28 protein-coding genes, 1 tRNA gene and 2 pseudogenes are annotated in these 21,750 nt (G+C 58.5%); 20 read left to right on the plus strand and 11 right to left on the minus strand.

Translation table 11 applies throughout. The features are described from left to right. Nucleotides 1-23: 23 nt before the first annotated feature. The 3 genes from ACFQT0_RS22780 to ACFQT0_RS22790 all read right to left on the minus strand — a co-directional run bounded on the left by ACFQT0_RS22780 (nucleotide 24) and on the right by ACFQT0_RS22790 (nucleotide 1,460). Complete coding sequence (locus ACFQT0_RS22780; RefSeq protein WP_380205346.1) at nucleotides 24-332, minus strand: TetR family transcriptional regulator C-terminal domain-containing protein; 309 nt, start codon at nucleotides 330-332, stop codon at nucleotides 24-26. After that, nucleotides 223-618 carry a TetR/AcrR family transcriptional regulator gene (locus ACFQT0_RS22785; RefSeq protein ID WP_380205347.1) on the minus strand — a complete coding sequence of 132 codons (396 nt, stop codon included), beginning with the start codon at nucleotides 616-618 and terminating at the stop codon, nucleotides 223-225. The genes ACFQT0_RS22780 and ACFQT0_RS22785 overlap by 110 nt, the downstream gene beginning before the upstream one ends. Nucleotides 619-728: 110 nt before the next feature. After that, complete coding sequence (locus tag ACFQT0_RS22790) at nucleotides 729-1,460, minus strand: PD-(D/E)XK nuclease-like domain-containing protein (RefSeq protein WP_380205348.1); 732 nt, start codon at nucleotides 1,458-1,460, stop codon at nucleotides 729-731. A gap of 307 nt (nucleotides 1,461-1,767) precedes the next feature. On the opposite strand from ACFQT0_RS22790, the gene ACFQT0_RS22795 reads away from it, so the two are divergent. Beyond that, the gene (locus ACFQT0_RS22795) at nucleotides 1,768-2,565 is read left to right on the plus strand and encodes a phosphatase PAP2 family protein (RefSeq protein ID WP_380205349.1); all 798 of its coding nucleotides are present in this window, start codon (nucleotides 1,768-1,770) and stop codon (nucleotides 2,563-2,565) included. A gap of 79 nt (nucleotides 2,566-2,644) precedes the next feature. On the opposite strand, the gene ACFQT0_RS22800 is transcribed toward ACFQT0_RS22795, so the two are convergent. From ACFQT0_RS22800 to ACFQT0_RS22820, 5 genes are all read right to left on the minus strand, one after another. After that, the gene (locus ACFQT0_RS22800; protein ID WP_380205350.1) at nucleotides 2,645-2,965 is read right to left on the minus strand and encodes a hypothetical protein; all 321 of its coding nucleotides are present in this window, start codon (nucleotides 2,963-2,965) and stop codon (nucleotides 2,645-2,647) included. Beyond that, complete coding sequence (argH, locus tag ACFQT0_RS22805) at nucleotides 2,949-3,959, minus strand: argininosuccinate lyase (protein ID WP_380205351.1); 1,011 nt, start codon at nucleotides 3,957-3,959, stop codon at nucleotides 2,949-2,951. Before argH ends, ACFQT0_RS22800 begins: the two co-directional genes overlap by 17 nt. A gap of 141 nt (nucleotides 3,960-4,100) precedes the next feature. Further along, a complete protein-coding gene (locus ACFQT0_RS22810; protein ID WP_380205352.1) occupies nucleotides 4,101-5,168 on the minus strand; it encodes a M20 family metallo-hydrolase in 1,068 nt (355 codons plus the stop codon). Next, nucleotides 5,156-5,368 carry a hypothetical protein gene (locus ACFQT0_RS22815; RefSeq protein ID WP_380205353.1) on the minus strand — a complete coding sequence of 71 codons (213 nt, stop codon included), beginning with the start codon at nucleotides 5,366-5,368 and terminating at the stop codon, nucleotides 5,156-5,158. The genes ACFQT0_RS22810 and ACFQT0_RS22815 overlap by 13 nt, the downstream gene beginning before the upstream one ends. Beyond that, entirely contained in the window at nucleotides 5,362-5,877 is a 516-nt protein-coding gene (locus ACFQT0_RS22820; protein WP_380205354.1) for an acetylglutamate kinase, read from the minus strand. Before ACFQT0_RS22820 ends, ACFQT0_RS22815 begins: the two co-directional genes overlap by 7 nt. A gap of 476 nt (nucleotides 5,878-6,353) precedes the next feature. Between ACFQT0_RS22820 and ACFQT0_RS22825 the strand changes: the two genes are divergently transcribed. The 12 genes and pseudogenes from ACFQT0_RS22825 to ACFQT0_RS22880 all read left to right on the plus strand — a co-directional run bounded on the left by ACFQT0_RS22825 (nucleotide 6,354) and on the right by ACFQT0_RS22880 (nucleotide 16,389). After that, on the plus strand, nucleotides 6,354-6,557 hold the full coding sequence (locus ACFQT0_RS22825; protein WP_380205355.1) for a hypothetical protein: 204 nt from the start codon (nucleotides 6,354-6,356) through the stop codon (nucleotides 6,555-6,557). A 61-nt stretch (nucleotides 6,558-6,618) separates the two neighbouring features. Continuing rightward, complete coding sequence (locus ACFQT0_RS22830; RefSeq protein WP_380205356.1) at nucleotides 6,619-6,981, plus strand: hypothetical protein; 363 nt, start codon at nucleotides 6,619-6,621, stop codon at nucleotides 6,979-6,981. Continuing rightward, a pseudogene (argG, locus tag ACFQT0_RS22835) lies at nucleotides 6,971-8,142 on the plus strand (argininosuccinate synthase). The gene ACFQT0_RS22830 and the pseudogene argG overlap by 11 nt, the downstream one beginning before the upstream one ends. Before the next feature lie 14 nt (nucleotides 8,143-8,156). Next, nucleotides 8,157-8,378 (plus strand): hypothetical protein, encoded by a 222-nt coding sequence (locus ACFQT0_RS22840; RefSeq protein WP_380205357.1) that lies wholly within the window; start codon nucleotides 8,157-8,159, stop codon nucleotides 8,376-8,378. Next, entirely contained in the window at nucleotides 8,360-9,139 is a 780-nt protein-coding gene (gene argC, locus ACFQT0_RS22845) for an N-acetyl-gamma-glutamyl-phosphate reductase (protein WP_380205358.1), read from the plus strand. Before ACFQT0_RS22840 ends, argC begins: the two co-directional genes overlap by 19 nt. Nucleotides 9,140-9,228: 89 nt before the next feature. After that, a pseudogene (locus ACFQT0_RS22850) lies at nucleotides 9,229-10,378 on the plus strand (aspartate aminotransferase family protein). A gap of 143 nt (nucleotides 10,379-10,521) precedes the next feature. After that, entirely contained in the window at nucleotides 10,522-11,604 is a 1,083-nt protein-coding gene (gene carA / locus ACFQT0_RS22855; protein WP_380205359.1) for a glutamine-hydrolyzing carbamoyl-phosphate synthase small subunit, read from the plus strand. Nucleotides 11,605-11,698: 94 nt separating this feature from the next. Further along, nucleotides 11,699-12,352 carry a carbamoyl phosphate synthase preATP-grasp domain-containing protein gene (locus ACFQT0_RS22860; RefSeq protein WP_380205360.1) on the plus strand — a complete coding sequence of 218 codons (654 nt, stop codon included), beginning with the start codon at nucleotides 11,699-11,701 and terminating at the stop codon, nucleotides 12,350-12,352. Next, nucleotides 12,300-14,687, plus strand: a complete 2,388-nt coding sequence (gene carB / locus ACFQT0_RS22865; RefSeq protein WP_380205361.1) for a carbamoyl-phosphate synthase (glutamine-hydrolyzing) large subunit — start codon at nucleotides 12,300-12,302, stop codon at nucleotides 14,685-14,687. Before ACFQT0_RS22860 ends, carB begins: the two co-directional genes overlap by 53 nt. Next, nucleotides 14,611-14,931, plus strand: a complete 321-nt coding sequence (locus ACFQT0_RS22870; protein WP_380206112.1) for a hypothetical protein — start codon at nucleotides 14,611-14,613, stop codon at nucleotides 14,929-14,931. Before carB ends, ACFQT0_RS22870 begins: the two co-directional genes overlap by 77 nt. A 53-nt stretch (nucleotides 14,932-14,984) precedes the next feature. Then, nucleotides 14,985-15,347: a hypothetical protein gene (locus ACFQT0_RS22875; protein WP_380205362.1), complete on the plus strand. Its 363-nt coding sequence runs from the start codon at nucleotides 14,985-14,987 to the stop codon at nucleotides 15,345-15,347. Nucleotides 15,348-15,426: 79 nt separating this feature from the next. Beyond that, nucleotides 15,427-16,389, plus strand: a complete 963-nt coding sequence (locus tag ACFQT0_RS22880) for an acetylornithine carbamoyltransferase (protein WP_380205363.1) — start codon at nucleotides 15,427-15,429, stop codon at nucleotides 16,387-16,389. Nucleotides 16,390-16,649: 260 nt separating this feature from the next. Here ACFQT0_RS22880 and ACFQT0_RS22885 read toward each other — a convergent pair. Continuing rightward, a tRNA-Lys gene (locus ACFQT0_RS22885) sits at nucleotides 16,650-16,722 on the minus strand. A 258-nt stretch (nucleotides 16,723-16,980) separates the two neighbouring features. On the opposite strand from ACFQT0_RS22885, the gene ACFQT0_RS22890 reads away from it, so the two are divergent. The 5 genes from ACFQT0_RS22890 to ACFQT0_RS22910 all read left to right on the plus strand — a co-directional run bounded on the left by ACFQT0_RS22890 (nucleotide 16,981) and on the right by ACFQT0_RS22910 (nucleotide 19,263). Next, nucleotides 16,981-17,562: a hypothetical protein gene (locus ACFQT0_RS22890; protein ID WP_380205364.1), complete on the plus strand. Its 582-nt coding sequence runs from the start codon at nucleotides 16,981-16,983 to the stop codon at nucleotides 17,560-17,562. Nucleotides 17,563-17,644: 82 nt separating this feature from the next. Continuing rightward, the gene (locus ACFQT0_RS22895; RefSeq protein WP_380205365.1) at nucleotides 17,645-17,905 is read left to right on the plus strand and encodes an MOSC N-terminal beta barrel domain-containing protein; all 261 of its coding nucleotides are present in this window, start codon (nucleotides 17,645-17,647) and stop codon (nucleotides 17,903-17,905) included. A gap of 48 nt (nucleotides 17,906-17,953) precedes the next feature. Further along, nucleotides 17,954-18,469, plus strand: a complete 516-nt coding sequence (locus tag ACFQT0_RS22900; RefSeq protein ID WP_380205366.1) for an MOSC domain-containing protein — start codon at nucleotides 17,954-17,956, stop codon at nucleotides 18,467-18,469. Between the two features lie 109 nt (nucleotides 18,470-18,578). Continuing rightward, the gene (locus tag ACFQT0_RS22905) at nucleotides 18,579-18,803 is read left to right on the plus strand and encodes a DUF2461 family protein (protein ID WP_380205367.1); all 225 of its coding nucleotides are present in this window, start codon (nucleotides 18,579-18,581) and stop codon (nucleotides 18,801-18,803) included. Continuing rightward, nucleotides 18,697-19,263, plus strand: a complete 567-nt coding sequence (locus ACFQT0_RS22910) for a DUF2461 domain-containing protein (RefSeq protein ID WP_380205368.1) — start codon at nucleotides 18,697-18,699, stop codon at nucleotides 19,261-19,263. The genes ACFQT0_RS22905 and ACFQT0_RS22910 overlap by 107 nt, the downstream gene beginning before the upstream one ends. A 100-nt stretch (nucleotides 19,264-19,363) precedes the next feature. Here the strand turns inward: ACFQT0_RS22910 and ACFQT0_RS22915 are convergent, their stop codons facing one another. Then, complete coding sequence (locus ACFQT0_RS22915; protein ID WP_380205369.1) at nucleotides 19,364-19,987, minus strand: deoxynucleoside kinase; 624 nt, start codon at nucleotides 19,985-19,987, stop codon at nucleotides 19,364-19,366. A 125-nt stretch (nucleotides 19,988-20,112) separates the two neighbouring features. On the opposite strand from ACFQT0_RS22915, the gene ACFQT0_RS22920 reads away from it, so the two are divergent. Beyond that, nucleotides 20,113-20,589 carry a hypothetical protein gene (locus ACFQT0_RS22920; protein WP_380205370.1) on the plus strand — a complete coding sequence of 159 codons (477 nt, stop codon included), beginning with the start codon at nucleotides 20,113-20,115 and terminating at the stop codon, nucleotides 20,587-20,589. A 3-nt stretch (nucleotides 20,590-20,592) separates the two neighbouring features. On the opposite strand, the gene ACFQT0_RS22925 is transcribed toward ACFQT0_RS22920, so the two are convergent. Then, nucleotides 20,593-21,042 (minus strand): hypothetical protein, encoded by a 450-nt coding sequence (locus ACFQT0_RS22925; protein ID WP_380205371.1) that lies wholly within the window; start codon nucleotides 21,040-21,042, stop codon nucleotides 20,593-20,595. Nucleotides 21,043-21,176: 134 nt separating this feature from the next. Here ACFQT0_RS22925 and ACFQT0_RS22930 point away from each other — a divergent pair, with 134 nt between their 5' ends. Next, on the plus strand, nucleotides 21,177-21,704 hold the full coding sequence (locus ACFQT0_RS22930) for a GNAT family N-acetyltransferase (protein WP_380205372.1): 528 nt from the start codon (nucleotides 21,177-21,179) through the stop codon (nucleotides 21,702-21,704). The last annotated feature ends 46 nt before the right edge of the window (nucleotides 21,705-21,750 follow it).

The raw sequence follows: 21,750 nt of genomic DNA on the forward strand, positions 1-21,750 counted from the left end.
CCAGCCGGGATTTTTAAGCCGCATCAAACCAGCAGTTCAAGCCGAAGCTGGCCCACAATGGTGTGATAAGGCGTTTCGTCGTGCACGCGGGCTACCTGCAGCGCGCCGGCCAGCGTGGTGAGCACCTGCACGGCTTTGGCCGATGGGCTGCCCACGAAACGCAGGGCACCAGTGGCCTTGCCCACCGCCAATACCTGGGCCAGCCACGCGGTGAGCTCGCCGTTAAAGGTGCGCAGCTCGGCTTGCATGGGGGCAGGAAGGGTCCGAAAATCGGCGGCCAGCGCACCAAACAGGCACACGCGGCACTCCTGGCGAACGTGGTTGTCGTACACCGCAAACAGGGCTTCGAGCCTGCTCGGCCGGGGGCAGGTCGGCCACCCGGGGCAGGTCGCGCCACTTGCGCAGGCGCCGCAGCTGCCGGGCCACGATAGCCGTGCCCAGGTCATCTTTGCTCGGGAAATGGTAATGTATGGCCGCCGGCTTCACGCCCAGCTTGCGGGCAATGTGCTGATAGCTGAAAGCGTTAAATCCACGCTCGAGCAGCAGGTTTTCGGCCAGGTCCACAATGCGGGTCCGAGTATCGGGAGAAGGCGTGGCGGATGTAACTTGAGCTGTCATAACGGGACAAAGTTAATACTTACCAACTAATAAGTAAGCTTTACTCAACTCCCACAAAAAAGCCCTCCTCGGGTTGGAGAAGGGCAGTATTGCAGCGAAAAGCAAGCAGCTTAAGCGTCCGAATCCTGAGAATGTAGACCCAGTGCGTCCACGGCAGCTTGCACGGCATCGGCCCGGTAAGCCGGCGCCGTGGCAGGCGCCTTGAGCAAGCGCAGCAGGCGCTGGTACTTGGTACGGCCTTCGGCCAGCATCTGCTCGCTCACTTCGATGGTAAACACGCTGAAGGGCTCCACTTTTTGCACGCCCACCAGCAGGAACCGCTCGGCCTGCAGGGCATCGGTGTAGAAGGCGGCCTGGCGGTCGTAGTCGTAGGCCGAGCACTGCCACAGGAAGTGGTCAGCATCGCGCGCCATGGTCGTTTTGAAGTCGATGATAGTAAACGGCTGGTCGGGGTGGTCCACCACGAGGTCGGCGCGCAGCTTGCAGAGCGTGTCCGTTACGGGTTCCGTGAAAAGCACGCTAGTTTCCGGAGTGCCCAGCGAGAGCAGCTCCGCCAGCTGCGCATTGAGCTTCACGCCGTCGACCAGCCACCATACCAGGGTATCGTTCAGGCCGGGCTGGCCGGCTACGTAGTCGGCCGGCTCAAGAAGGGCGGTATGGAAAGCAGTGCCGAAGCTGAGGGCGCCCTCGTTGGAGCTGGTTTGGGGGCGCGGGGGCCGGCCATCCAGGGCGTCGCGCAGGCGCGAGAGGTCGGAGTTGGCAACGGCTGGCAGCGCGCGGTAGGTATCGTAGTCGAGGCGCAGTAGGTCGGGCCGGCGGAACGGAACAGCAGAATCGGGCATAGGTGAAAAGGTAACAGGAAAAAGCCCATCATGGCTTTGCTAAAAGGCTACGTTGGGCAGAGGGCTGCAGTTGAGCGACGAGTCATACTCGCAACGGCGCGTTGGGCCACGGTCGTTTTTCAGCCTCTTGATTTGGCGATAAGTTATTGCGGGGTGCTGCCGCTAAGCCGCGGGCGAAGCTTGAAATGGCACAGCACCAGGGCTATGAAGCCGTGGTAATACTCGCATAGCTGCGATGGCTAACCTTACTTAAGCAGGACCGTTGAAGGCTGAGATGAAAAAATTATTCCGCCTCCCCTGCTTCCTGGTGGCCTTTTTGGCCTCATTTCCGGTATTCGCCCAGCCCACAGCTTCGCCTTACCACACCCGCTTTGCCGTCGATGGCCCCGTGACGCTGGGCCTGGCCGGCATCAACACCGCCGGCCTGCTCCTGATTCGGGCCAAAACCGGCCTGCTTCCCGAAGCAGCGTATGCCATTGATAAAGCCGATGTGCCCGTTTTCGACCGTTTCTCGGCTGGCTATTACAACGAAGGCTACCGCACCGTGAGCGACTACCTGCTGATTGGCTCCATGCTCGGAGCTCCTGCCGTGCTCGCAGTTGACCCCAGCATTCGCTCGCGCGCCGGCCAGATTGGGGGCCTGTACCTGCAAACGCTGGTAGCTACCGGCGCTGTGTTCACCATGGCCGCCGGCAACGTGTATCGCCAGCGTCCCCTCACCTACTCGTCCAAGGCGTCGATAACCGAGCGCACCCGCCAAAACGCTACCAACTCCTTCTTTGCCGGGCACACGGCGTACTCGGCCGCGGCCACGTTCTTCGCCGCCCAGGTTTTCCACGACTTTCACCCCGACTCGCCCGCGCAGCCCTACGTGTGGGCCGCCGCTGCCCTGGTGCCCGCCGCGGTGGGTTACTGCCGCCTGGAGGCAGGCAAGCATTTCCTGTCCGATAACCTACTGGGCTATGCAGTGGGCGCCACCATAGGCGTAGCCGTGCCATTGCTGCACCGCACCGTTTCCAGCAACGGCATGTCGGTGGCCCCCATTCAGGGATTCAACACCAATGGTCATGCCTACGGTGGCCTCCAGCTCAGCAAACGGCTGTAGGCAATTCTTCAATAAGGTTAATCAACATCGGGGGTCCGGCTACGCAGCACCAACTACGTAGGCGGGCCCCCGATTTGCTTTATGCCTCACCCTTCTCAAACAACGGGCTGCGAGCTTTGAAGGCCTTAATTTTGCCCGAAATTTCGGCCAGCCCCAGGTTGTGAATGCTACCGAGGTGCGTGGTATGAAACTCGCGGTGCGGCACGTAGCTTCCGTCTTCCACTGCCCGGCCCACTTGCTGGTAGGCATCGCGAAACGGCACGCCGGCGATAATGAGTTGGTTGATGTTTTCGACCGAGAAAATGGGGTCGTACTTGGCCTGCTCAATTACGCCGGCTTTAATCTGAATTTCGGGCAAGGCAAACAGCAGGATATCGAGCAGATTAGCAAACTCCATCATCGGCCCAAACAGCAGGCTCCTTGAGCAGTTGAAAGTCCCGGTGATAGCCGCTGGGCAGGTTGCTGGTGGCCAGAATAATGTCGTTGGGCAGCGCCTGCAGGCGGTTGGCGTGGGCCCGCACCAACTCAAACACGTCGGGGTTTTTCTTGTGCGGCATGATGCTCGAGCCCGTGGTAAACTCCTTGGGCAAGGTCACGAAGCCCAGGTCCTGGCTGTTGTATAGCACCAGGTCGTAGGCCAGCTTGCCCAGGGTGCCAGCGGCGCCCGCAATGGCAAAGGCCACGGTTTTCTCGGTTTTGCCGCGCAGCATTTGGGCGCCCACGGCACTCACCGCCACGCTGCCGAAACCCATCTCCCGCGTCGTCATTTCGCGGTCAATAGGGAAACTGCTGCCGAAGCCCGCACCCGAGCCTAGCGGGTTTTGGTCGGCTACCCGGTGCGCGGCTTCAAACAAGCTCAAGTCCAGCAGCACGTGCTCGGCATAAGCCGAAAACCACAGGCCAAAGCTGCTGGGCATGGCCGCTTGAAAGTGCGTGTATCCCGGCAATAAATCAGCCTGGTGCACCTCGGCCTTGTGCAGCAGCACCTCGGCCAGGGCCAGCATTTTGGTCGAAATCCGCTCAGTATAGTCCTTTATGAACAGTTGGATAGCCGTCAGCACCTGGTCATTGCGCGAACGGGCGGTGTGAATCTTCTTGCCGGCATCGCCGAATTTCTCCGTCAGGTAGTGCTCGATTTTGGAGTGCACGTCCTCAAATTCCGGCTCAATTTCAAACGTGCCGGCTTCCACTTGGGCCAGCAATTCATCCAAACCGGTTATCACTTGCTTTCGCTCCGTTTCGGAAATCAGGCCCACTTTGGCCAGCATATTGGCCTGGGCTTTGGAAGCCAGCATATCGAAATACGCGAGGTGCATATCCAATTCCCGGTCCTGGCCCACCGTAAATTTTTCGATGGTTTCGTTGACGGAGAATCCTTTTTCCCAAATCTTCATAGCAGACTTTTTACAAAAATTAATCGTCTGTCATGCTGACGAAGGAAGCATCTTCTCACTTTTGAACGTGTCGTCCGAACGTGATAGGATGCTTCGCAGGCTCAGCATGACAGACGCAATGCTTGTTTAATTAATACTCAATTACAATTTAAAGTCTGACAACAGGGCAATGTAATCCCGAATACCGGCTCGAATTTCACTCACCAAAATGTACTCATCCGGCGTGTGAGAACGGGCACTTTCACCCGGCCCAATTTTCAACGTTTCAAACGGCATCATCGACTGGTCTGAAAGCGTCGGTGAGCCGTAAATCTGCTTGCCCATGGCCACTCCCCTGCGTACCAGTAGGTGGTTTTCGGGGATGCTAGAGGAATTAAGATGAGTGGAGCGGGGCACGATTTCCGACTGCACATGCGTCCGGATGATGTCGACAATTTCCTGGTTCTGATATAGTTCATTGGTGCGCACGTCCACCACAAATTGGCAGCGGTCCGGCACTACGTTGTGCTGCTGGCCGCCTGATATTTGAGTGACCGTTGTTTTCACCGGGCCCAGCAGCGACGACACTCGCGGAAACTGGTACTGACGCAGCCATTGAATATCATCTAAGGCTTTGTAAAGGGCATTCTCGCCTTCCTCGCGGGCGGCGTGCCCGGTTTTACCGTGGGCCGTAGCATCCAGCACAATTAGCCCTTTTTCAGCAATGGCCAGATTCATGCCGGTGGGTTCGCCCACTATTCCAAATGTAATTGGGCCTAATTCCGGCAGCACACTTCTAATTCCGTTGGCGCCCGAAATCTCTTCTTCGGCTGTAATGGCACAAATCAGATTAAATGCATTGGGCTTGTTCTGGAAATACAGAAACGTGGCCAATAAGCTCACGGCCGAAGCACCGGCATCGTTGCTACCCAACCCAATTAATTTATCACCTTCCAACACCGGGCCAAAGGGCGAATAATTCCAACCCGCGCCGGGCTTCACAGTATCGTGGTGCGAATTGAGCAATATGGTGGGCTTCGCCGCATCAAAATGCGGCGAAACGGCCCATACGTTATTCTTTTGCCGCTGTGGTGTTACGTCGTGCGCAGCCAGAAACTCCTGAATGAGCGTGGCTGTCTGCTCTTCTTCGCGGGAAAAAGAAGGCGTTTGAATTAGCTGAATTAGTAAGGCGACCGCATCGTCACTAAGCTGATTAATTAATTCAGGCATAGCTCCGTTTTTAGCGTGCCATTGATGTGCAGCGCGTGCTCAATTATCACTTTCTCAACGCCGTAATTCAACGCATCGAAAGCATTTTCTAATTTCGGCAACATCCCGGCTGCAATTATTCCCTGCTCTTTTAATTCTGAGTAATTGACCGGCGTAATTTTAGGAATAACCGATTGATTATCGTTGACGTCCGTCAACACTCCGTTTTTTCAAAGCAGAAATGCAGCTCCACCGCGTATTGCTGGCTCAGCGCTTTGGCGAGGGAAGCAGCAATGGTGTCGGCGTTAGTATTGAGCAATTGGCCGTGGCCGTCGTGGTTTATGGGGCAGAATACGGGCGTCAGCCCAAGCTCCAGAAACTGGTGAATCAGGCGGACATTGATGCTGGTCTCGTCCAGGTCGCCCACAAAGCCATAGTCTATCTCCCGCACCGAGCGCTTCACGGCATGAATCACGTTGCCATCGGCCCCGCTGAGGCCCAGGGCGTTGACGCCTAGCTTTTGCAAACCGGCGACTACTTGCTTATTGGTTTTGCCGGCATAGAACATGGTCACGATGTCCAGCGTGGCGGCATCGGTGATGCGGCGGCCGTTCACCATTTGCGGGGCGATGCCCAGATTGGTCGTCATTTCGCTGGCGCCTTTGCCGCCGCCGTGCACGAGAATTTTGGGCCCGCTGACTTCCGAAAACAGCCGCAGAAATTCCAGCAAATCGGGCTCGTGGTCGATAATACCACCGCCTATTTTAAATATCTTGAGTGGGATTTCATTATTACTTAAATATTTACGCAGCTACCTGGTTGGCAGCCGATATTTCAAAATAACGTTGGGTTTTGTTGCAGGCAAAAGTAGGGGCTTTTACCTTTGCGCCAGAATTGAACCACTTGGTATAGTTGCTCGTTTAAGCGACCGAACCAGTTTTCACCGCCATGTCCCCTTCGGTTTATACGTCTAGCATGCTTGCCCTCGCCGCCTGGCCAGGAGTAGCCGGCGTATGCGAAACCGCTTGCGCACTGGTGCGACGACCCTAGCGGCTTCGACAGCCGCATGTTGGCCCCTTGGCCAGCCCTTTTGAGCCGGGCTAGTATCCGCTCAACTTACAGACAGGTTTGGGCTTTAGCAGGAATCACACGCCGGAAGCGTGTGTCCGGAGAGCCGCGTATCTATCCCTAAGTTTTTAATAATCAATGACAATTCGGGTTGCAACGGAAGCGGACGCTCAGTACGCTGACTTATTATGCCAATGGTACGTTGAGTCGGCCAAAACGCGCGGCACCGGCATCGCCAAGCGCGAGCCGGCCTACGTGGCCCAAAAAATGGCCAGCGGCGACAGCATCATCGCCTTCATCGACGGCGAGCCTGGCCGGCTTTTGCTACATCGAAACGTTTGACGACAAGACCTTTGTCGTCAATTCGGGCCTGATAGTCAATGCCGAAATTCGCAAGGGCGGCGTGGGTCGTGCCATCAAGCAGGCGGTATTCGACCTATCGCGCACCAAGTACCCGCAGGCCAAGATTTTCGGCATCACGACCAGCCTGGCCGTGATGAAAATCAACACCGACCTGGGCTATGAGCCGGTTACGTTCTCGGAGCTCACGTCCAGCGAAGACTTCTGGAAAGGCTGCAAAAGCTGCAAAAACTACGGCATCCTAATGGAGAACGAGCGCAAAATGTGCCTCTGCACCGGCATGCTCTTCGACGCCGCCGACAAGCTCGTGCAGGTGCAAGTGCCGGATTTTGCTGCCGTCTCCACTCCTGCCCTGCCCGTTGCCCACGACTCTGCTACTGACCCTGAAACCGATTCTGCATTATGAAGAAAAAGCCATACTAGCCTACAGCGGCGGCCTCGACACGTCGTTTTGCGCCGTGTACTTGTCGCGCGAGCTGAACCTGGAAGTCCATACCGTCATCGTCAACTCCGGCGGCTTTTCGGCCGAGGAATTGGCCAGCATTGAAAAGCGCGCCTACGAGTTGGGCTCCGTGAAGCACGAAGTCATTGACGTGACCGACCGGTTTTACCACGACTGCCTGCGCTACCTGCTGTTTGGCAACGTGCTTAAGAACGACACCTACCCGCTGTCGGTGAGCGCCGAGCGAATGTTCCAGTCCTTGGCCATCGCCGAATACGCGCGGGCCAACGAGGCCGACTACATCGTGCACGGCAGCACCGGCGCCGGCAACGACCAGGTGCGTTTCGACGTGGCTTTTTCGGTGATTGCGCCCAAAACGGAGATTCTCACGCCCATCCGCGACCTGAAACTCTCGCGCCAGGCCGAGATTGAATACCTGCAAAAACAGGGCTTCGAAATGAGCTGGGAAAAGGCCCGCTACTCCATTAACAAAGGCATCTGGGGCACCAGCGTGGGCGGCGTCGAGACGCTGACTTCGCACGAAGCGCTGCCAGAAAGCGCCTACCCGTCGCAATTGCAGCGGCAGGATACGGAGCGCGTGGAAATCACCTTCGAAAAAGGCGAGCCCGTGGCGCTGAATGGCGAAACCCTCGCCCCCGTTGAGCTGATTCAGAAGCTGAATGAGTTGGGCTCGGCCTTCGCCATCGGCCGCGACACGCACGTGGGCGACACCATTCTGGGCATCAAAGGCCGCGTGGGCTTTGAGGCGCCCGCGCCGCTTATCCTCATCAAGGCGCACCACTTGCTGGAAAAGCACACCAGCACCCGCTGGCGCTGCTGCACAAGGACTACATCGCCAACTGGTACGGCACGCTGCTGCACGAGGCGCAGTACCTCGACCCGGTGATGCGCGACATGGAAGCCTTCCTCACGTCGTCGCAGAACCACGTGTCGGGCAAGGTGTTCGTGCAGCTCAAGCCCTACCAATTCGACCTGCTCGGCATCGAGTCGAAGTACGACATGATGCAGTCGAAAGTGGCCACCTACGGCGAAGAAAACAACGCCTGGGACGCCCGTGACGCCCGCGGCTTCATCAAGATTTTCGGCAACCAGCCTGAAGATTAGCGCCAGCCTCAACGATGAAAATTAAGGCCGGCATTGTGGGCGGCGCTGGCTACACGGCCGGCGAGCTCCTGCGCATTCTGCTCCACCACGAGTTCGTGGAGCTGGGCGGCATCGTCAGCTCTTCCAACGCTGGCAACCCTATTCACCAGGTGCACGACGACCTGCTGGGCGACACCGAGCCTGGTGTTTGCCTCGGAGCCTGGCCGGCGACGAAGACGTGGTGTTTCTGTGCTTAGGCCACGGCAATTCCAAGGCGTGGCTGGCGAAGAACAGCTTGCCCGAAACCACACACGTCATCGACCTGAGCAATGACTTCCGCTTGGCCGCTGACCAGGAATTCAACGGCCGCGAATTTGTGTACGGCTTGCCGGAACTGAACAAGAGCCGCATCCAGCAGGCCCAGAGCATTGCCAATCCCGGCTGCTTTGCCACTGCCATTCAGCTGGCCTTGCTGCCGCTGGCACAGGCTGGCCGGCTCACGGATGACGTGCACGTGTCGGCCATTACGGGCTCCACGGGCGCAGGCCAGAGCTTGTCGGAGACGGTGCACTTCTCATGGCGCACCAATAACGTGTCCATCTACAAGCCCTTCACGCACCAGCACTTGGGCGAGATTGGCGAGAGCCTGGCGCAGCTGCAGCCGCAGCTCAACTTGGACATTAACTTCATCCCATACCGCGGCAATTTCTCGCGGGGCATTTTCGCCAGCGTCTACACGCCGTCGGACTTGAGCCAGGACGAAGCGCGCGAGCTGTACAGGAATTTCTACTCCGAGGCGCCGTTCACCACGGTTTCGGACAAGGAAATTCACCTCAAGCAGGTCGTCAACACCAACAAATGCCTGTTGCACGTGCAGAAGCTCGGCAAGCAATTGCTCATCACCTCAGTTATTGATAACTTGGTGAAGGGAGCTTCGGGGCAGGCCGTCCAGAACATGAACCTGCTTTTTGGCCTGCCGGAAACCACGGGTTTGAGTTTGAAAGCTGTTAGCTTCTAGCCATTAGCTGTCAGATTCTTTCCAGGCCTTTTTAAAATTTTCATTAAGAGAGCTAACAGCCATCAGCTAATAGCTAATAGCTTATAAAAATGGAGCTTTTCAACGTTTATCCGCTCGTCAACATCACTCCGGTAAAGGCTCTGGGCGCCAAACTCTGGGACGACAAGGGCCAGGAATACCTGGATTTCTACGGCGGCCACGCCGTTATTTCCATCGGCCACAGCCACCCGCACTACGTGCAGCGCCTCACCAAGCAGGCGCAGAACATCGGCTTCTATTCCAACTCGGTGCAGATTCCGATTCAGCAGGAGCCTGGCGCACAAATTGGGCCAGGTGTCTGGCTACGAGGACTACTCGCTGTTCCTATGCAACTCCGGCGCCGAGGCGAATGAGAATGCACTAAAACTGGCGTCGTTCCACACCGGAAAAAGCCGCGTTATTGCTTTCAAAGGCGCTTTCCACGGCCGTACATCGGGTGCGGTGGCGGCTACGGACAACCCGAAAATTGTGGCTCCCTTCAACGCCGGCCACGCCATTTCCTTCGTGGAATACGACCTGGCCGCAGTGGAGCAGCTCCTGCAAGGCGGTGACGTGTGCGCCGTGATTATTGAGCCGATTCAGGGAGTGGGCGGCATCATCATGCCTTCCGATGACTTCCTCGTTGGGCTGGCCGCGCTATGCAAGCAGTACGGTGCTCTGCTCATTGCCGATGAAGTGCAGTGCGGCTACGGCCGCAGCGGCAAGTTCTTCGCTCACCAGCACGCCGGCATTCGGCCCGATGTGATTTCGGTGGCCAAAGGCATGGGCAATGGCTTTCCCATCGGCGGCATCCTGATTGCGCCGGAGCTGAAAGCCTCCTACGGCCTGTTGGGCACCACGTTTGGTGGTAACCACCTCGCCTGCGCCGCCGCGCTGGCCGTGCTGGAAGTCATTGAGCAGGAAAACCTGCTAGCCCACGCCACAGAGCTAGGCCAGTACCTGCGCACGGAGCTGGAAGCCAACGCCGGCGCCGAGGAAATCCGCGGCCGCGGCCTCATGGTAGGCATCAAATACGATTTCCCCATCAAAGACGTACGCGACAAGCTGCTGGCGGATTACCATATTTTTGTGGGTAACGCTTCCGACCCAACGGTACTCCGTTTGCTACCGCCGCTCAATATCACCAAGGCCGAAGTCGACCGATTTCTACAGGCGCTGTACGCGCTGGTGGGCAAAGAAGTAGAAGTAAAAACGGTGTAGAAACGCGACCTTTGGCTACGCCGATCTTCGGTTCGTGCCTTGTCGTTGATCCTCCCACGGCAAGAAAAGCGCGGGTTAGCCAACGTCAGCAATGATTGAGACGCAAAGCGTCGCGTCTCTACATCCCAACAGCAATTACGAGAATGAAGCAAGTAAAACTGGTGCTGGAAGACGGCACCGAAATCCAAGGAGAATCTTTCGGCGCATTCACTTCTGCCGCGGGCGAAGTCGTGTTCAGCACGGCCATGACCGGCTACCCCGAAAACCTCACCGACCCGTCCTTCGCCGGCCAGATTCTGGTGCTCACCTACCCAATGGTGGGCAATTACGGCGTGCCCGGCGAGGACTTGTATGAGTCGATTTCGAAGATTTTCGAGTCCGACCAAATTCACATTGCCGGCTTGGTGGTGAACTACTATTCCGAAGAGCACAGCCACTGGAACGCGGCTAAAAGCCTCGGCGACTGGCTCAAGGAATACAACATCCCCGGCATCTTCGGCGTCGACACCCGCATGCTCACCAAGAAGCTGCGCGAAAAGGGCGCCATGCTGGGCAAGATTGTGGCCGAGCAGGACATCCCGTTTCACGACCCCAACCAGGACAATCTGGTAGCCCAGGTGAGCCAGCCCGGCGTGCAGCACTACGGCAGCGGCAAGAACAAAATCGTGCTGGTGGACTGCGGTACCAAAACCAACATCATCCGCTGCTTCCTGGAGCGCGACGTGGAGCTGATTCGCGTGCCCTGGGACTACGATTTCACCCAAATCGATTATGACGGCCTCTTCCTGAGCAACGGCCCCGGCGACCCCAAGATGTGCGAGACAACCATTGCCCACCTCCAAACGGCGCTGCAGCAGGACAAGCCCATTTTCGGCATTTGCCTGGGCAACCAACTCATGAGCCTGGCCGCGGGCGGCGACACTTTTAAGCTGAAATACGGCCACCGCAGCCACAACCAGCCGGTCCTGCTCACGGGTACTAAGCGCAGCTTCATCACGAGCCAAAACCACGGCTTCGCGGTGGACACCGCTACGCTGCCCGACGAGTGGACCATGCTGTTCGAGAACCTGAACGACGGCACCTGCGAAGGCATTCGCCACAAGACCAAGCCATTCTTCTCCACCCAGTTCCACCCCGAAGCCGCCGGCGGCCCCGAGGATACGGAGTACCTGTTTGATGAATTCCTCACGGCAGTAGAGAAATACAAGGCTGCTCAGCCGAAGTAAAAAGCCCGTCATGCAGGGCGCAGCATTACGAGCTACTTAACCCGACTGCCTTTTTAACACGACCATCTTGGTGGTCTGTTACCCAACCCTTAGAATGAACAAACCCAATAAAGTTCTCATCCTCGGTTCCGGCGCCCTCAAAATCGGCGAAGCCGGGGAATTCGATTACTCCGGCTCGCAAGCCCTCAAGGCGCTGAAAGAGGAAGGCATCCGCATCATCCTCATCAACCCCAACATTGCCACTGTGCAAACGTCGGACAACATTGCCGACGACGTGTACTTCCTGCCCGTGACGCCCTTCTTCGTGGAGGAAGTCATCAAAAAGGAAAAGCCCGACGGTATTCTGGTTGCCTTCGGCGGTCAAACGGCGCTGAACTGTGCCGTGGCCCTGTTCCGCGACGGTGTATTTGAGAAGTACAACGTGAAGGTGTTGGGTACGCCCGTGCAGTCTATTATCGACACCGAGGACCGGGACATTTTTAAGGAAAAGCTGGAGCAGATTGGCGTGCTTTCGGCCCGCAGCGTGGCCGTAACGACGATGGACGACGCGCTGGCGGCAGCCGAGAAAATCGGCTTCCCCATCATCGTGCGAGCGGCATTTGCGCTGGGTGGCCTGGGCAGCGGCTTCGCCAATAACATGGACGAGCCTGCGGACCCTGGCCCAGAAATCCTTCACGACTTCCGACCAGATTCTGGTGGAAGAGTCGCTGAAGGGCTGGAAGGAAGTGGAGTACGAAGTAGTGCGTGACCAGTACGATAACTGCATCACGGTCTGCAACATGGAGAACTTCGACCCCATCGGCATTCACACTGGCGAGAGCATCGTGGTAGCCCCGTCGCAGACGCTCAGCAACCGCGAGTACCATAAGCTGCGCACCATCGGCATCAAGACCATTCGCCACCTCGGCATCGTGGGGGAGTGCAACATTCAGTACGCGCTGGACCCCGTTTCGGAAGACTACCGCGTAATTGAGGTGAATGCGCGTCTCTCCCGCTCCTCGGCGCTGGCTTCTAAAGCCACGGGCTACCCGCTGGCATTTGTAGCGGCCAAATTGAGCCTGGGCTACTCGCTGTCGGAGCTGAAAAACAGCGTAACGCAGACGACTTCGGCCTTTTTCGAGCCAGCCCTGGACTACGTGGTAGTGAAGCTGCCGCGTTGGGACCTGGGCAAGTTCGAAGGCGTGAACCGGCAGATTGGCAGCGCCATGAAGAGCGTGGGCGAGGTCATGGCCATCGGCAAATCCTTCGAGGAAGCCATCCAGAAAGGCCTGCGGATGCTGGACACCGGCAAGCGCGGCTTCGTGGCCAACAAGCCCGAAAACATCGATGCCGCCACCATCGACAAGCTGCTCAATGAGCCCAACGAGGAGCGCATTTTCGCCATCAATGATGCTTTTGAAGCGGGCTATACGCTGGAGCAAGTGCATGCTTTGACCCGCATTGACCACTGGTTTTTGCAGCGCCTCTACACCATTTTTCAGCTTAGCAACAAGCTCGCCGAAGGCCGCGCTAATGGCCTTGATGGGCTAGAAACTGGGCTGCTGCGCGACCTCAAGAAAGCTGGTTTCTCCGACCAGCAAATTGCGGTAAAGCTGCTGGGCGAAGGCGACGTGAAAGCCGATGAGCTGCTGGTGCGCGCCCGCCGTAAGGCCCTGGGCGTGCTGCCCGTCATCAAGCAGATTGACACGCTGGCGGCCGAATTCCCGGCTAAAACCAATTACCTCTATAGCACCTACCACGGCACCGAAAACGACCTGGAGCCCGAAACCAACAAGTCTGTCGTTGTGCTGGGCTCGGGCGTGTACCGCATCGGCAGCTCCGTGGAGTTCGACTGGTGCGGCGTGCAGGCTGTGCAAACCGCCGCCGAGGAAGGCTACAAAACCATCATCATCAACTACAACCCCGAGACGGTCAGCACCGACTACGACATGAGCGACCGGCTCTATTTCGAGGAGTTGAGCTACGAGCGGGTGATGGACATTCTGGACTTTGAGCAGCCCACCGGCGTGATTCTCTCCACCGGCGGCCAGATTCCGAACAACCTGGCCATGCGCCTGGAAGAGGCCCACGCGCCCATTCTGGGCACCACCGCGGCCAGCATCGACCAGGCCGAGAACCGCCACAAGTTCTCCAGCATCATGGACGAGTTGGGCATTGCGCAGCCCCGCTGGAAGGAGTTGACCTCGCTGGAAGCCATGCACGAATTCGTGCAGGAAGTGGGCTTTCCGGTGCTAATTCGCCCTTCCTACGTGTTGTCGGGCGCCGCGATGAACGTGGTTTCCAACAACTACGAGCTGGACGCCTTCCTGCAAACCGCCGTGGAAGTTAGCGCCGAATACCCGGTGGTAGTGTCGGAATTCATCCAGGACGCCAAGGAAATTGAGCTCGACGCGGTGGCCGACCACGGCGAAATCGTGAGCTACGCCATTTCCGAGCACGTGGAGTTTGCTGGCGTGCACTCCGGCGATGCCACCATGTACTACCCGCCCCAAAAGGTGTACGTGCGCACCATCCGCAAGCTGAAAATCATCGCCGAAAAGATTGCCAAGCGCTACAACATCAGCGGCCCGTTCAACATCCAGTTCCTGGATAAAGACGGCGAAATCCGGGTAATCGAATGCAACCTGCGCGCCTCGCGCAGCTACCCCTTCGTGTCCAAAGTATCGGGCAACAACCTTATCAAGAAGGCCACCCAGGTGCTGCTGGGCAAGAAAGTAGAGCGCGACGAAAGCGAGCGGGTCTATGACTTGCCCTTCGTGGGCGTGAAGGCCCCGCAGTTCTCCTTCACCCGCCTGCCCGGCGCCGACCCAGTGATGCGCGTCGACATGGTGAGCACCGGCGAAGTAGGCTGCCTGGGCGACACCGCCGAGGAAGCATTGCTGAAATCGATGCTGAGCGTGGGCTACAAAATTCCCCAGAAATCGGTGCTGATTTCGGGCGGACCCATTAAGTCGAAAGTGGCCCTGCTCTCGGCCACCGAGCCTGCTCGTCAAAAAGGGCTATACCATCTACGCCACGCTAGGCACGCACCGCTTCTTCGCCGAAAACGGCGTACCCAGCAACCTGCTCTACTGGCCCGATGAACTCCAGGAGCCCAACGTACTGACCTACCTCAAGGAGAAGAAAATCGACCTGGTCATCAACATCCCCAAGAACCTCTCGAAAGGCGAGCTGGATAACGACTATAAAATCCGCCGCACGGCCGTAGACTTCGGGGTCCCGCTGCTGACCAATGCGCGGCTGGCGAAGGCGTTTATTCAAGCCTTCTGCACGCTGGAGATGAAGGATTTGAAGATTAAGAGCTGGAACGAGTACAAGGCGATGTAGCGTGAGATTCCTTTAGGTATCGTTGCTAATGAACCGATTTGACCTTGCATCTGATGGAAAACGAGGATTATCCGGCAATGGACCTGCTGATAAATTCTGAACTGATTTATCAGCACTTTGGCCAATGGCCAATCTTCGCTCATTTTGAGGTTTCAAAGGCAATTTTTGAAACGCATCCTACTGGACGCGGCTCCGTAACGTTCACGTTAAGCCATCAGAAAGATTGTCAATTGCAGATTCAATTCAGTGGAATTCAAGAAATGGTTTTTGAAAATTTCAGGGGACAAAATGTGCTTCACGAATTGCTGTTTGAAGAACGAGGAAGCTTAATCAAGGCAACTTTTATTTCTGATAGTGGCCTAGAAGCCATGATAGTTGCTGACGAAGCTATTGTGCTAAGCTTGTCTGCTAACTAATGCCTGAATGATTGAAGCGACGGCGAAACCTTGCCACACACAGCACGATGCTCTGATTGCTTTCACCCGACACCTCCCTATGAAAAACTTCACCTCCTTCGTCGATGCGGGCGACTACCAAGCCCTGTTACAGCAAGCCTTGAAAATCAAGGCCAATCCTTACGGCTTCCAGCACATCGGCAAAAACAAAACCGTTGGGCTGATTTTCTTCAACCCCAGCCTGCGCACCCGGCTAAGTTCGGTGAAGGCCGCCTACAACCTGGGCGCGCAGGCCTGGGTGCTCAACGCCGGCGCCGACTCCTGGACCCTGGAAATGGCCGACGGCGCGGTGATGAACGGCGGCACCCAAGAGCACATCAAGGACGCCATCGCGGTGATGAGCCAGTACTGCGACGTGCTGGGCGTCCGCACCTTCCCTACGCTCAAAGACCGCGACGAGGACTACCAGGAAGTAGTGTTCAATAAGATTTTGCAATACGCTACCGTGCCCGTCATCAGCCTGGAAAGCGCGACCCTGCATCCTCTGCAGTCGTTTGCCGACCTCATCACGGTGGCCGAAACCAAGCTAAAGGAGCGCGTGAAAGTGGTACTCACCTGGGCTCCGCACGTGCGTGCCCTGCCGCAGTGCGTGCCCAATTCATTCTGCGACTGGTTTTCGGAAATCGACTGGGTCGATTTCGTCATCACCCACCCCGAAGGCTACGAGCTCGACCCCAAGTTCACGAAAGGCGCCCGCATCGAATACGACCAGCGCAAAGCTTTGGAAGGAGCCGACTACGTGCAAGCCAAGAACTGGAGCAGCTACCAGCAGTACGGCCAAGTGCTCCAGAACGACCCCGACTGGATGCTGACGCCCCGGCACATGTCCTACACCGACAACGCCAAATTCCTGCACTGCCTGCCCGTGCGCCGCAACGTGGAAGTGTCCGACGCCGTGCTCGACGCGCCGGGCTCGCTCATCATCCAGGAAGCTGGCAACCGCACCATTTCCATGCAAACTGTGCTGCACGAGCCTGCTGAAGTAGCCACCTCTACTTCATAGAATAATAAAAGCCCCGCAAAATCAGATTTTGCGGGGCTTTTATATTCCCAGGCTTTGTATTTAAAAATATGTGCCCAATTCTATTTCGCCATAGCTTCCATCTTGCCTGATTACTGTCACATACCGGGTCACGATTTCCGCAGCAGAGTACTGAAGTCGTGCTCGGCAGGAGCAGCGCCGCGACGCAAGCTGCCAGAGGCTGGGCTGGAGCAACCCAAAGAAAAAGGCCCTCCCTGTTTCCAGAGAGGGCCTTTTTGCTGTGATCCCGCTGGGATTCGAACCCAGGACCCATACATTAAAAGTGTATTGCTCTACCAGCTGAGCTACAGAATCGGTACCTTTCACTTCACAAGGGCGATACCCTGTTTGTGGGCACAAAAGTACGAGCACCTCCGGAACTACACAACCTTGATTCAAAAAAGTCTCTCTTCTTTCAGCACGGACCTTTTTGCTGAGCTTAATCTTCCTGCCTCTCTGGGCCTTGGGTGCAAAACCAGCCGAAAATAAATTCGCAAAAAAGTTACTCACGACCCAACCGAGGCGCTGCAGCAGGCCGATTCGCTCTTTGCGGCGGGAAAATATGCCGCTTCGGTGCCCGCTTTTAAGCAACAAGTGTGGCAGCAGCGTCGCGCTTCGCCGGAGCTGCTCCTGAAACTGGCCTATGCGCAGCAGCAATTGGGCCGCTACCCGGCCGCCCTGCTCTACCTGAGTCTGGCCCACGCCCGCGAGCCCCGCGTGCGCACCTGGCGCCAATTGGCCACCCTGGCAGCCCAGCACCGGCTGGTGGGCTACCCGGCCACCTGGCAGCAGGAGCTGCGGGTGCAGGCCCAGCGCTACTACTACCCGGGGTTGCAGGTGCTGCTGGCCGGTGCCGTGGTGACCGCCATCTGGCTGCTCTGGCGCCGGAGTCCACGCACGGCCTGGCTGGGCTACGCGGCCGGCGTGGGGTTGGTGGGCATCTACCTGCATCTGTTGCGGCCAAAGCCAGCGGGGCTGGTAGCTCGCGCTGGCACGACGCTTATGGCTGGGCCAAGCGCCGGGGCCGCGTGGCTGAGTACCGCCGCCATCGGCGACCGCCTGCTGGTGCTGGGCCGCCAGGACATTTGGTACCGGGTGCGGTGGCAGCAGCGCGAGGCGTATGTGCGGGAAGCCGATTTGCTCTTGGTAGAATAAGGCCCTGAAGCGCTTCGAGAGCTATTGAATTCGCCAGCCGGCCGTGCTGATGTTACCCTGCGGCCTCCCCTACCTTTGCACCATGTCCGACGCGCTTACCCTCACTGGCCTGTACCTCTACCCTGTGAAGTCCCTGGGCGGCTACGCGGTGCCCGACGCCGAGGTGACGGCCCGCGGCCTGCGGCACGACCGCCGCTGGCTGCTGGTGGACGAGCGCAACCGCTTCATGACCCAGCGCCAGCAGCCCGAGCCTGGCCTTGCTGACCGTGGCGCCGGCTTACAACGGCTTCCTCATCAGCCACCGCCAGCGGCCCGATTTGCTGCCTCTGTTTGTGCCGTTTGAGGCCACGCCGGACCGCACGCTGTTCGTCACCATCTGGGACGACATCGCGTGGGCCTGGCGCGGCACCCCGAGGCCGATGAGTGGATGGCCGAGGCCCTGGGCCGCCCCTGCCGGCTGGTGTATATGTCGGACATGGTGCGCCGCGACGTGGAGCCCGAGCTCAACCCCGAAGGCCAACTGGTGAGCTTTGCCGATGCTTACCCGTTTCTGCTCATCGGGGAGGCGGCGCTGGCCGATTTGAACACCCGCCTTGCCCAACCCGTGCACATGAACCGCTTCCGGCCCAACCTCGTGTTTGGGGGCGGCGTGGCGTACGAAGACGATAATTGGGCTGAATTTCAGATTGGCACCTTGCCCTTCCGGGCTGTGCGGGGCTGCGGCCGCTGCGTGCTCACCACCATCGACCAGCAAACCGCCACCAAAAACCCCGTGGGCGACCCCTTGCGCACCCTGTTCAACTATCGCCAGGTGGATAACAACGCCATGTTTGGCCAGAATGTGACGGGCCACGGCCTGGGCCGCCTCCGGGTGGGCGATGCGCTAACGGTCCTGAGCACCAAATAGCCTTCGGCTGGCCGAATCCCGCTTAGCCGTTTCCCGCTAAAGCAGCCCGCCGCAACTCTGGCGGCGGCCGTAGCGTTCCGTTTTTCCGGGTTCAAGGCCTGGCTTTTACATGGAACTGCACTACTTGCTCAATTTTCTGGCCCGGCTCGCGGCCAATAACACCACGGCCTGGATGGCCGACCACCGCCCCGACTACCAGCGCGCCCGCGCCGCATGCACCGAGCCTGGTGGGCCATGTGTTGGCCCAGGCTGCTGCCACCGACCCCGACCTGGCCGGCCTCAGCACGGCGGACGTGATGTTCCGGCTGCACAAGAACGACCGCGCCCACCGTGACCCCGAGCCCTACAAGCGCCGCATGGGCGCGGGCCTCAAGCTGGGCGGCCGCCACGCGCCCCGGGCGGGGTATTTCCTGGCCATTCAGCCCGAAGGGCGGAGCTGGCTGGGGGCCGGCACCTTCCACCCTACTCCGGCCATGCTGGCCGCCATTCGGCAGGAAATTCATTACAACAGCTCCGAATTTCACCGGCTGCGGCAGGCGCCCACGCTACTGAGCTACTTCCCGGCAGGCCTGGACACCACGGGCCCTCAGTTGACCCGCCCGCCGCGCGGGTACTCCGCCGACGACCCCGACCTAGGTTGGCTGCGGCTCAAGACCTACGGCATAGGCCGCTTTTATTCCGATGCCGAGGTGCTGGCGCCCGACTTTGTGGACAAGGTAGTTGCAGGCATTGCCGCGGCCCGGCCCCTGGTCGATTTTTTCAACGAAGCCCTGCCAATCGCCGAGCGCCAATAGCTCAACTTCAAGAAAAAAGCCCCGCTATCGAAAATCGACGGCGGGGCTTTTTTCTTGAAGTTGAGCTGATTCAGGGCTGCAGCTGTGCTGGGGCCTTGGGCTAAAACAGGCCGAAGAGCGTGTTATTTATCTTGTCGATGATGGTGCCCAGGTCCTCGGGGTTGCGCACGTAGTCGAGCTCGCTCACGTCCACGATGAGGTGGCGGCCGGCGCTGTAGGTGCCAATCCACTTCTCGTAGTGCTCGTTAAGGTTTTTGAGGTACTCGATGCTGATGGTGTTCTCGTAGTCGCGGCCGCGCTTCTCAATCTGGCTGATGAGCTTGGGCAGGTCGGCGCGCAGGTAGAGCACCAAATCGGGCGGCGCCACCAGGTCTACCATCGACTCAAACAGCGCGTAGTAGTTGCTGTAGTCCCGCGTTTCGAGCAGGCCCGACTCGTGCAGGTTGGCCGCGAAGATGTGCGCATCTTCGTAGATGGTGCGGTCCTGAATGATGCCTTTGCCCGCCTTCTGCAGCTCTTTGATGCGCTGGGTCTGGCGAAACCGGCCGTTGAGGAAATAAACCTGCAGGTGGAAGGCCCAGCGGGGCATGTCGTGGTAAAAATCCTTCAGGTAAGGATTGTCGTCCACGTCTTCCAGAAATACTTCCCAGCGGAAATGCTGGGCCAACTTATGGGCCAGCGTGGTTTTACCGGCCCCAATGTTGCCGACGATGGCAATGTGCATGCGCTACGAACGAAAAAGACGAGAGAAAAGCTGAACCTCAAAGGTAGCGCACGACCGAAATCCATCCTACTCATTACTGTTTAGCTATATTTGGTATATCTCGAGGAATTTAGCTGTTCTCTGCCATGCTCTCTACCCTTCCTACCCAACAGCTTACTGTCGAAGACGACCACCACGCCGCCCTGGCAGAATACGCCTTCTATGCGTGCAAAGACCTGATGTACGTGCGCTGGCACGGCCACCTGACGGGCGCCGAGATTATCCGCGGCGTGCAGGAGGCCGGCGCATGGACAATGCCATTGAATTTCTCCCTTATTCTGAACGACAAGAGCGACACCGGCGGCGACTGGAGCGAGGCCCTGCCCTGGCTGCAGTACGAATGGCTGCCGCTGGCGCTGCAAGCCGGCGTAAAGGCCATGGCCTACGTGTTTTCGCCCGACCGCGAAAACCGCTTTGCCAGCCAGCACTTCGTCGCGGCCCTGCGGCCCCACATGGCCATTGAACTGTTTGAGGACGTGGACGTGGCCCTGGCCTGGCTGCAGCAGTACCAGCCCGGGCGCGCGGAAAGCAGCCCGGCGGTGCTGGCCCCGCGCCCAGCCTAGCCGTTATTCGTCGATTTTATCTTTTACCTGGCGGGCGCCGCGCAGGGTATGAAACTCGCCCTGGTAGGTGCGAATGCGCAGGCGCTCCTCGACGGGCAGCGTGGTTCTTACTTGCTGGTAGCGCTGGTTGAGGCGCGCGAGCACGGTGGCGGCGTTGTCCCAGTCGGCGTAGCTCCACTTGCGGCGCTCGTCGCGGGTGGTGGCAATGAACCGCTCGTAGAGGTCGGGCAGCTGGTCGGCGCTCACGCGGGCCAGGTTCACGTCGGAGTTCAGCAAGTGCTGCTGAATGGGGTCAGAGGAAGCCGCAGCACGGCGCGGGGCCGCCTGGGTGCGGGGCTTGGCCAGCAAATCGCCCGAAGGCCGGGCGCCGGTGAGCTCGCCGCGCTGGCGCAGGCTGTCGGCGGCGGTAGTGGACTGGGCGTAGCTGGCAAAGGGCAGACCGGCCAGCAGCAAAAAAGGGATGCAGATTTCATAAAAGAGCAGAAAGAAAACCAGAGAATGGGCCCTCTAACGCAATGAGCGGGCCAACCGTATCGAAAAGGCGGCTCGGTTTCGTTTTTTCGCCGCAATTTCGTGTTTTACCGCTTATGACTCCTGACGCCCCTACCGCGCCGCCGCGCATTGAGCCCGCTACGCTCAACGACATCCCGACCATTATTCAGCTGGCCGAGGCTACGTGGGAGCCCACGTACCGGTTCATCATCTCGCGCGAGCAGATTGACTACATGTACCGCGTGATTTACACGCCGGCATCGCTCAAGCGGCAGATGGACGAGCAGCACCACTCGTTTTTGCTGGCGTATGTGCAGGGCGAGCCGGCCGGGTTCGCGTCGTTCAGCCCCCTGCCGGCCGACGAAGACGGCGGGGCAGGCTACAAGCTTCACAAAATCTACGTGCTGCCCACCAAGCAGGGCCAGGGCCTGGGCGTGCACCTCATCGAGGCCGTTGAGAACGCTGCCCGCCAGGCCGGCGGCAACTTTCTGGACCTGAACGTGAACCGCTACAACCCCGCTATCGCCTTCTACGAGCGGCGCGGCTTTGCCCGGCAGCGCGAGGTCGACGTGGCCATCGGGCCGTACTTCATGAACGACTACATCATGCGAAAGGAGTTATGAGTTTTGAGGGCTGAATGTTGAGTTATCCCTTCAACTCCTTTTTGCT

The sequence above is a fragment of the Hymenobacter humi genome (assembly GCF_042665855.1).
Lineage (GTDB): Bacteria > Bacteroidota > Bacteroidia > Cytophagales > Hymenobacteraceae > Hymenobacter > Hymenobacter humi.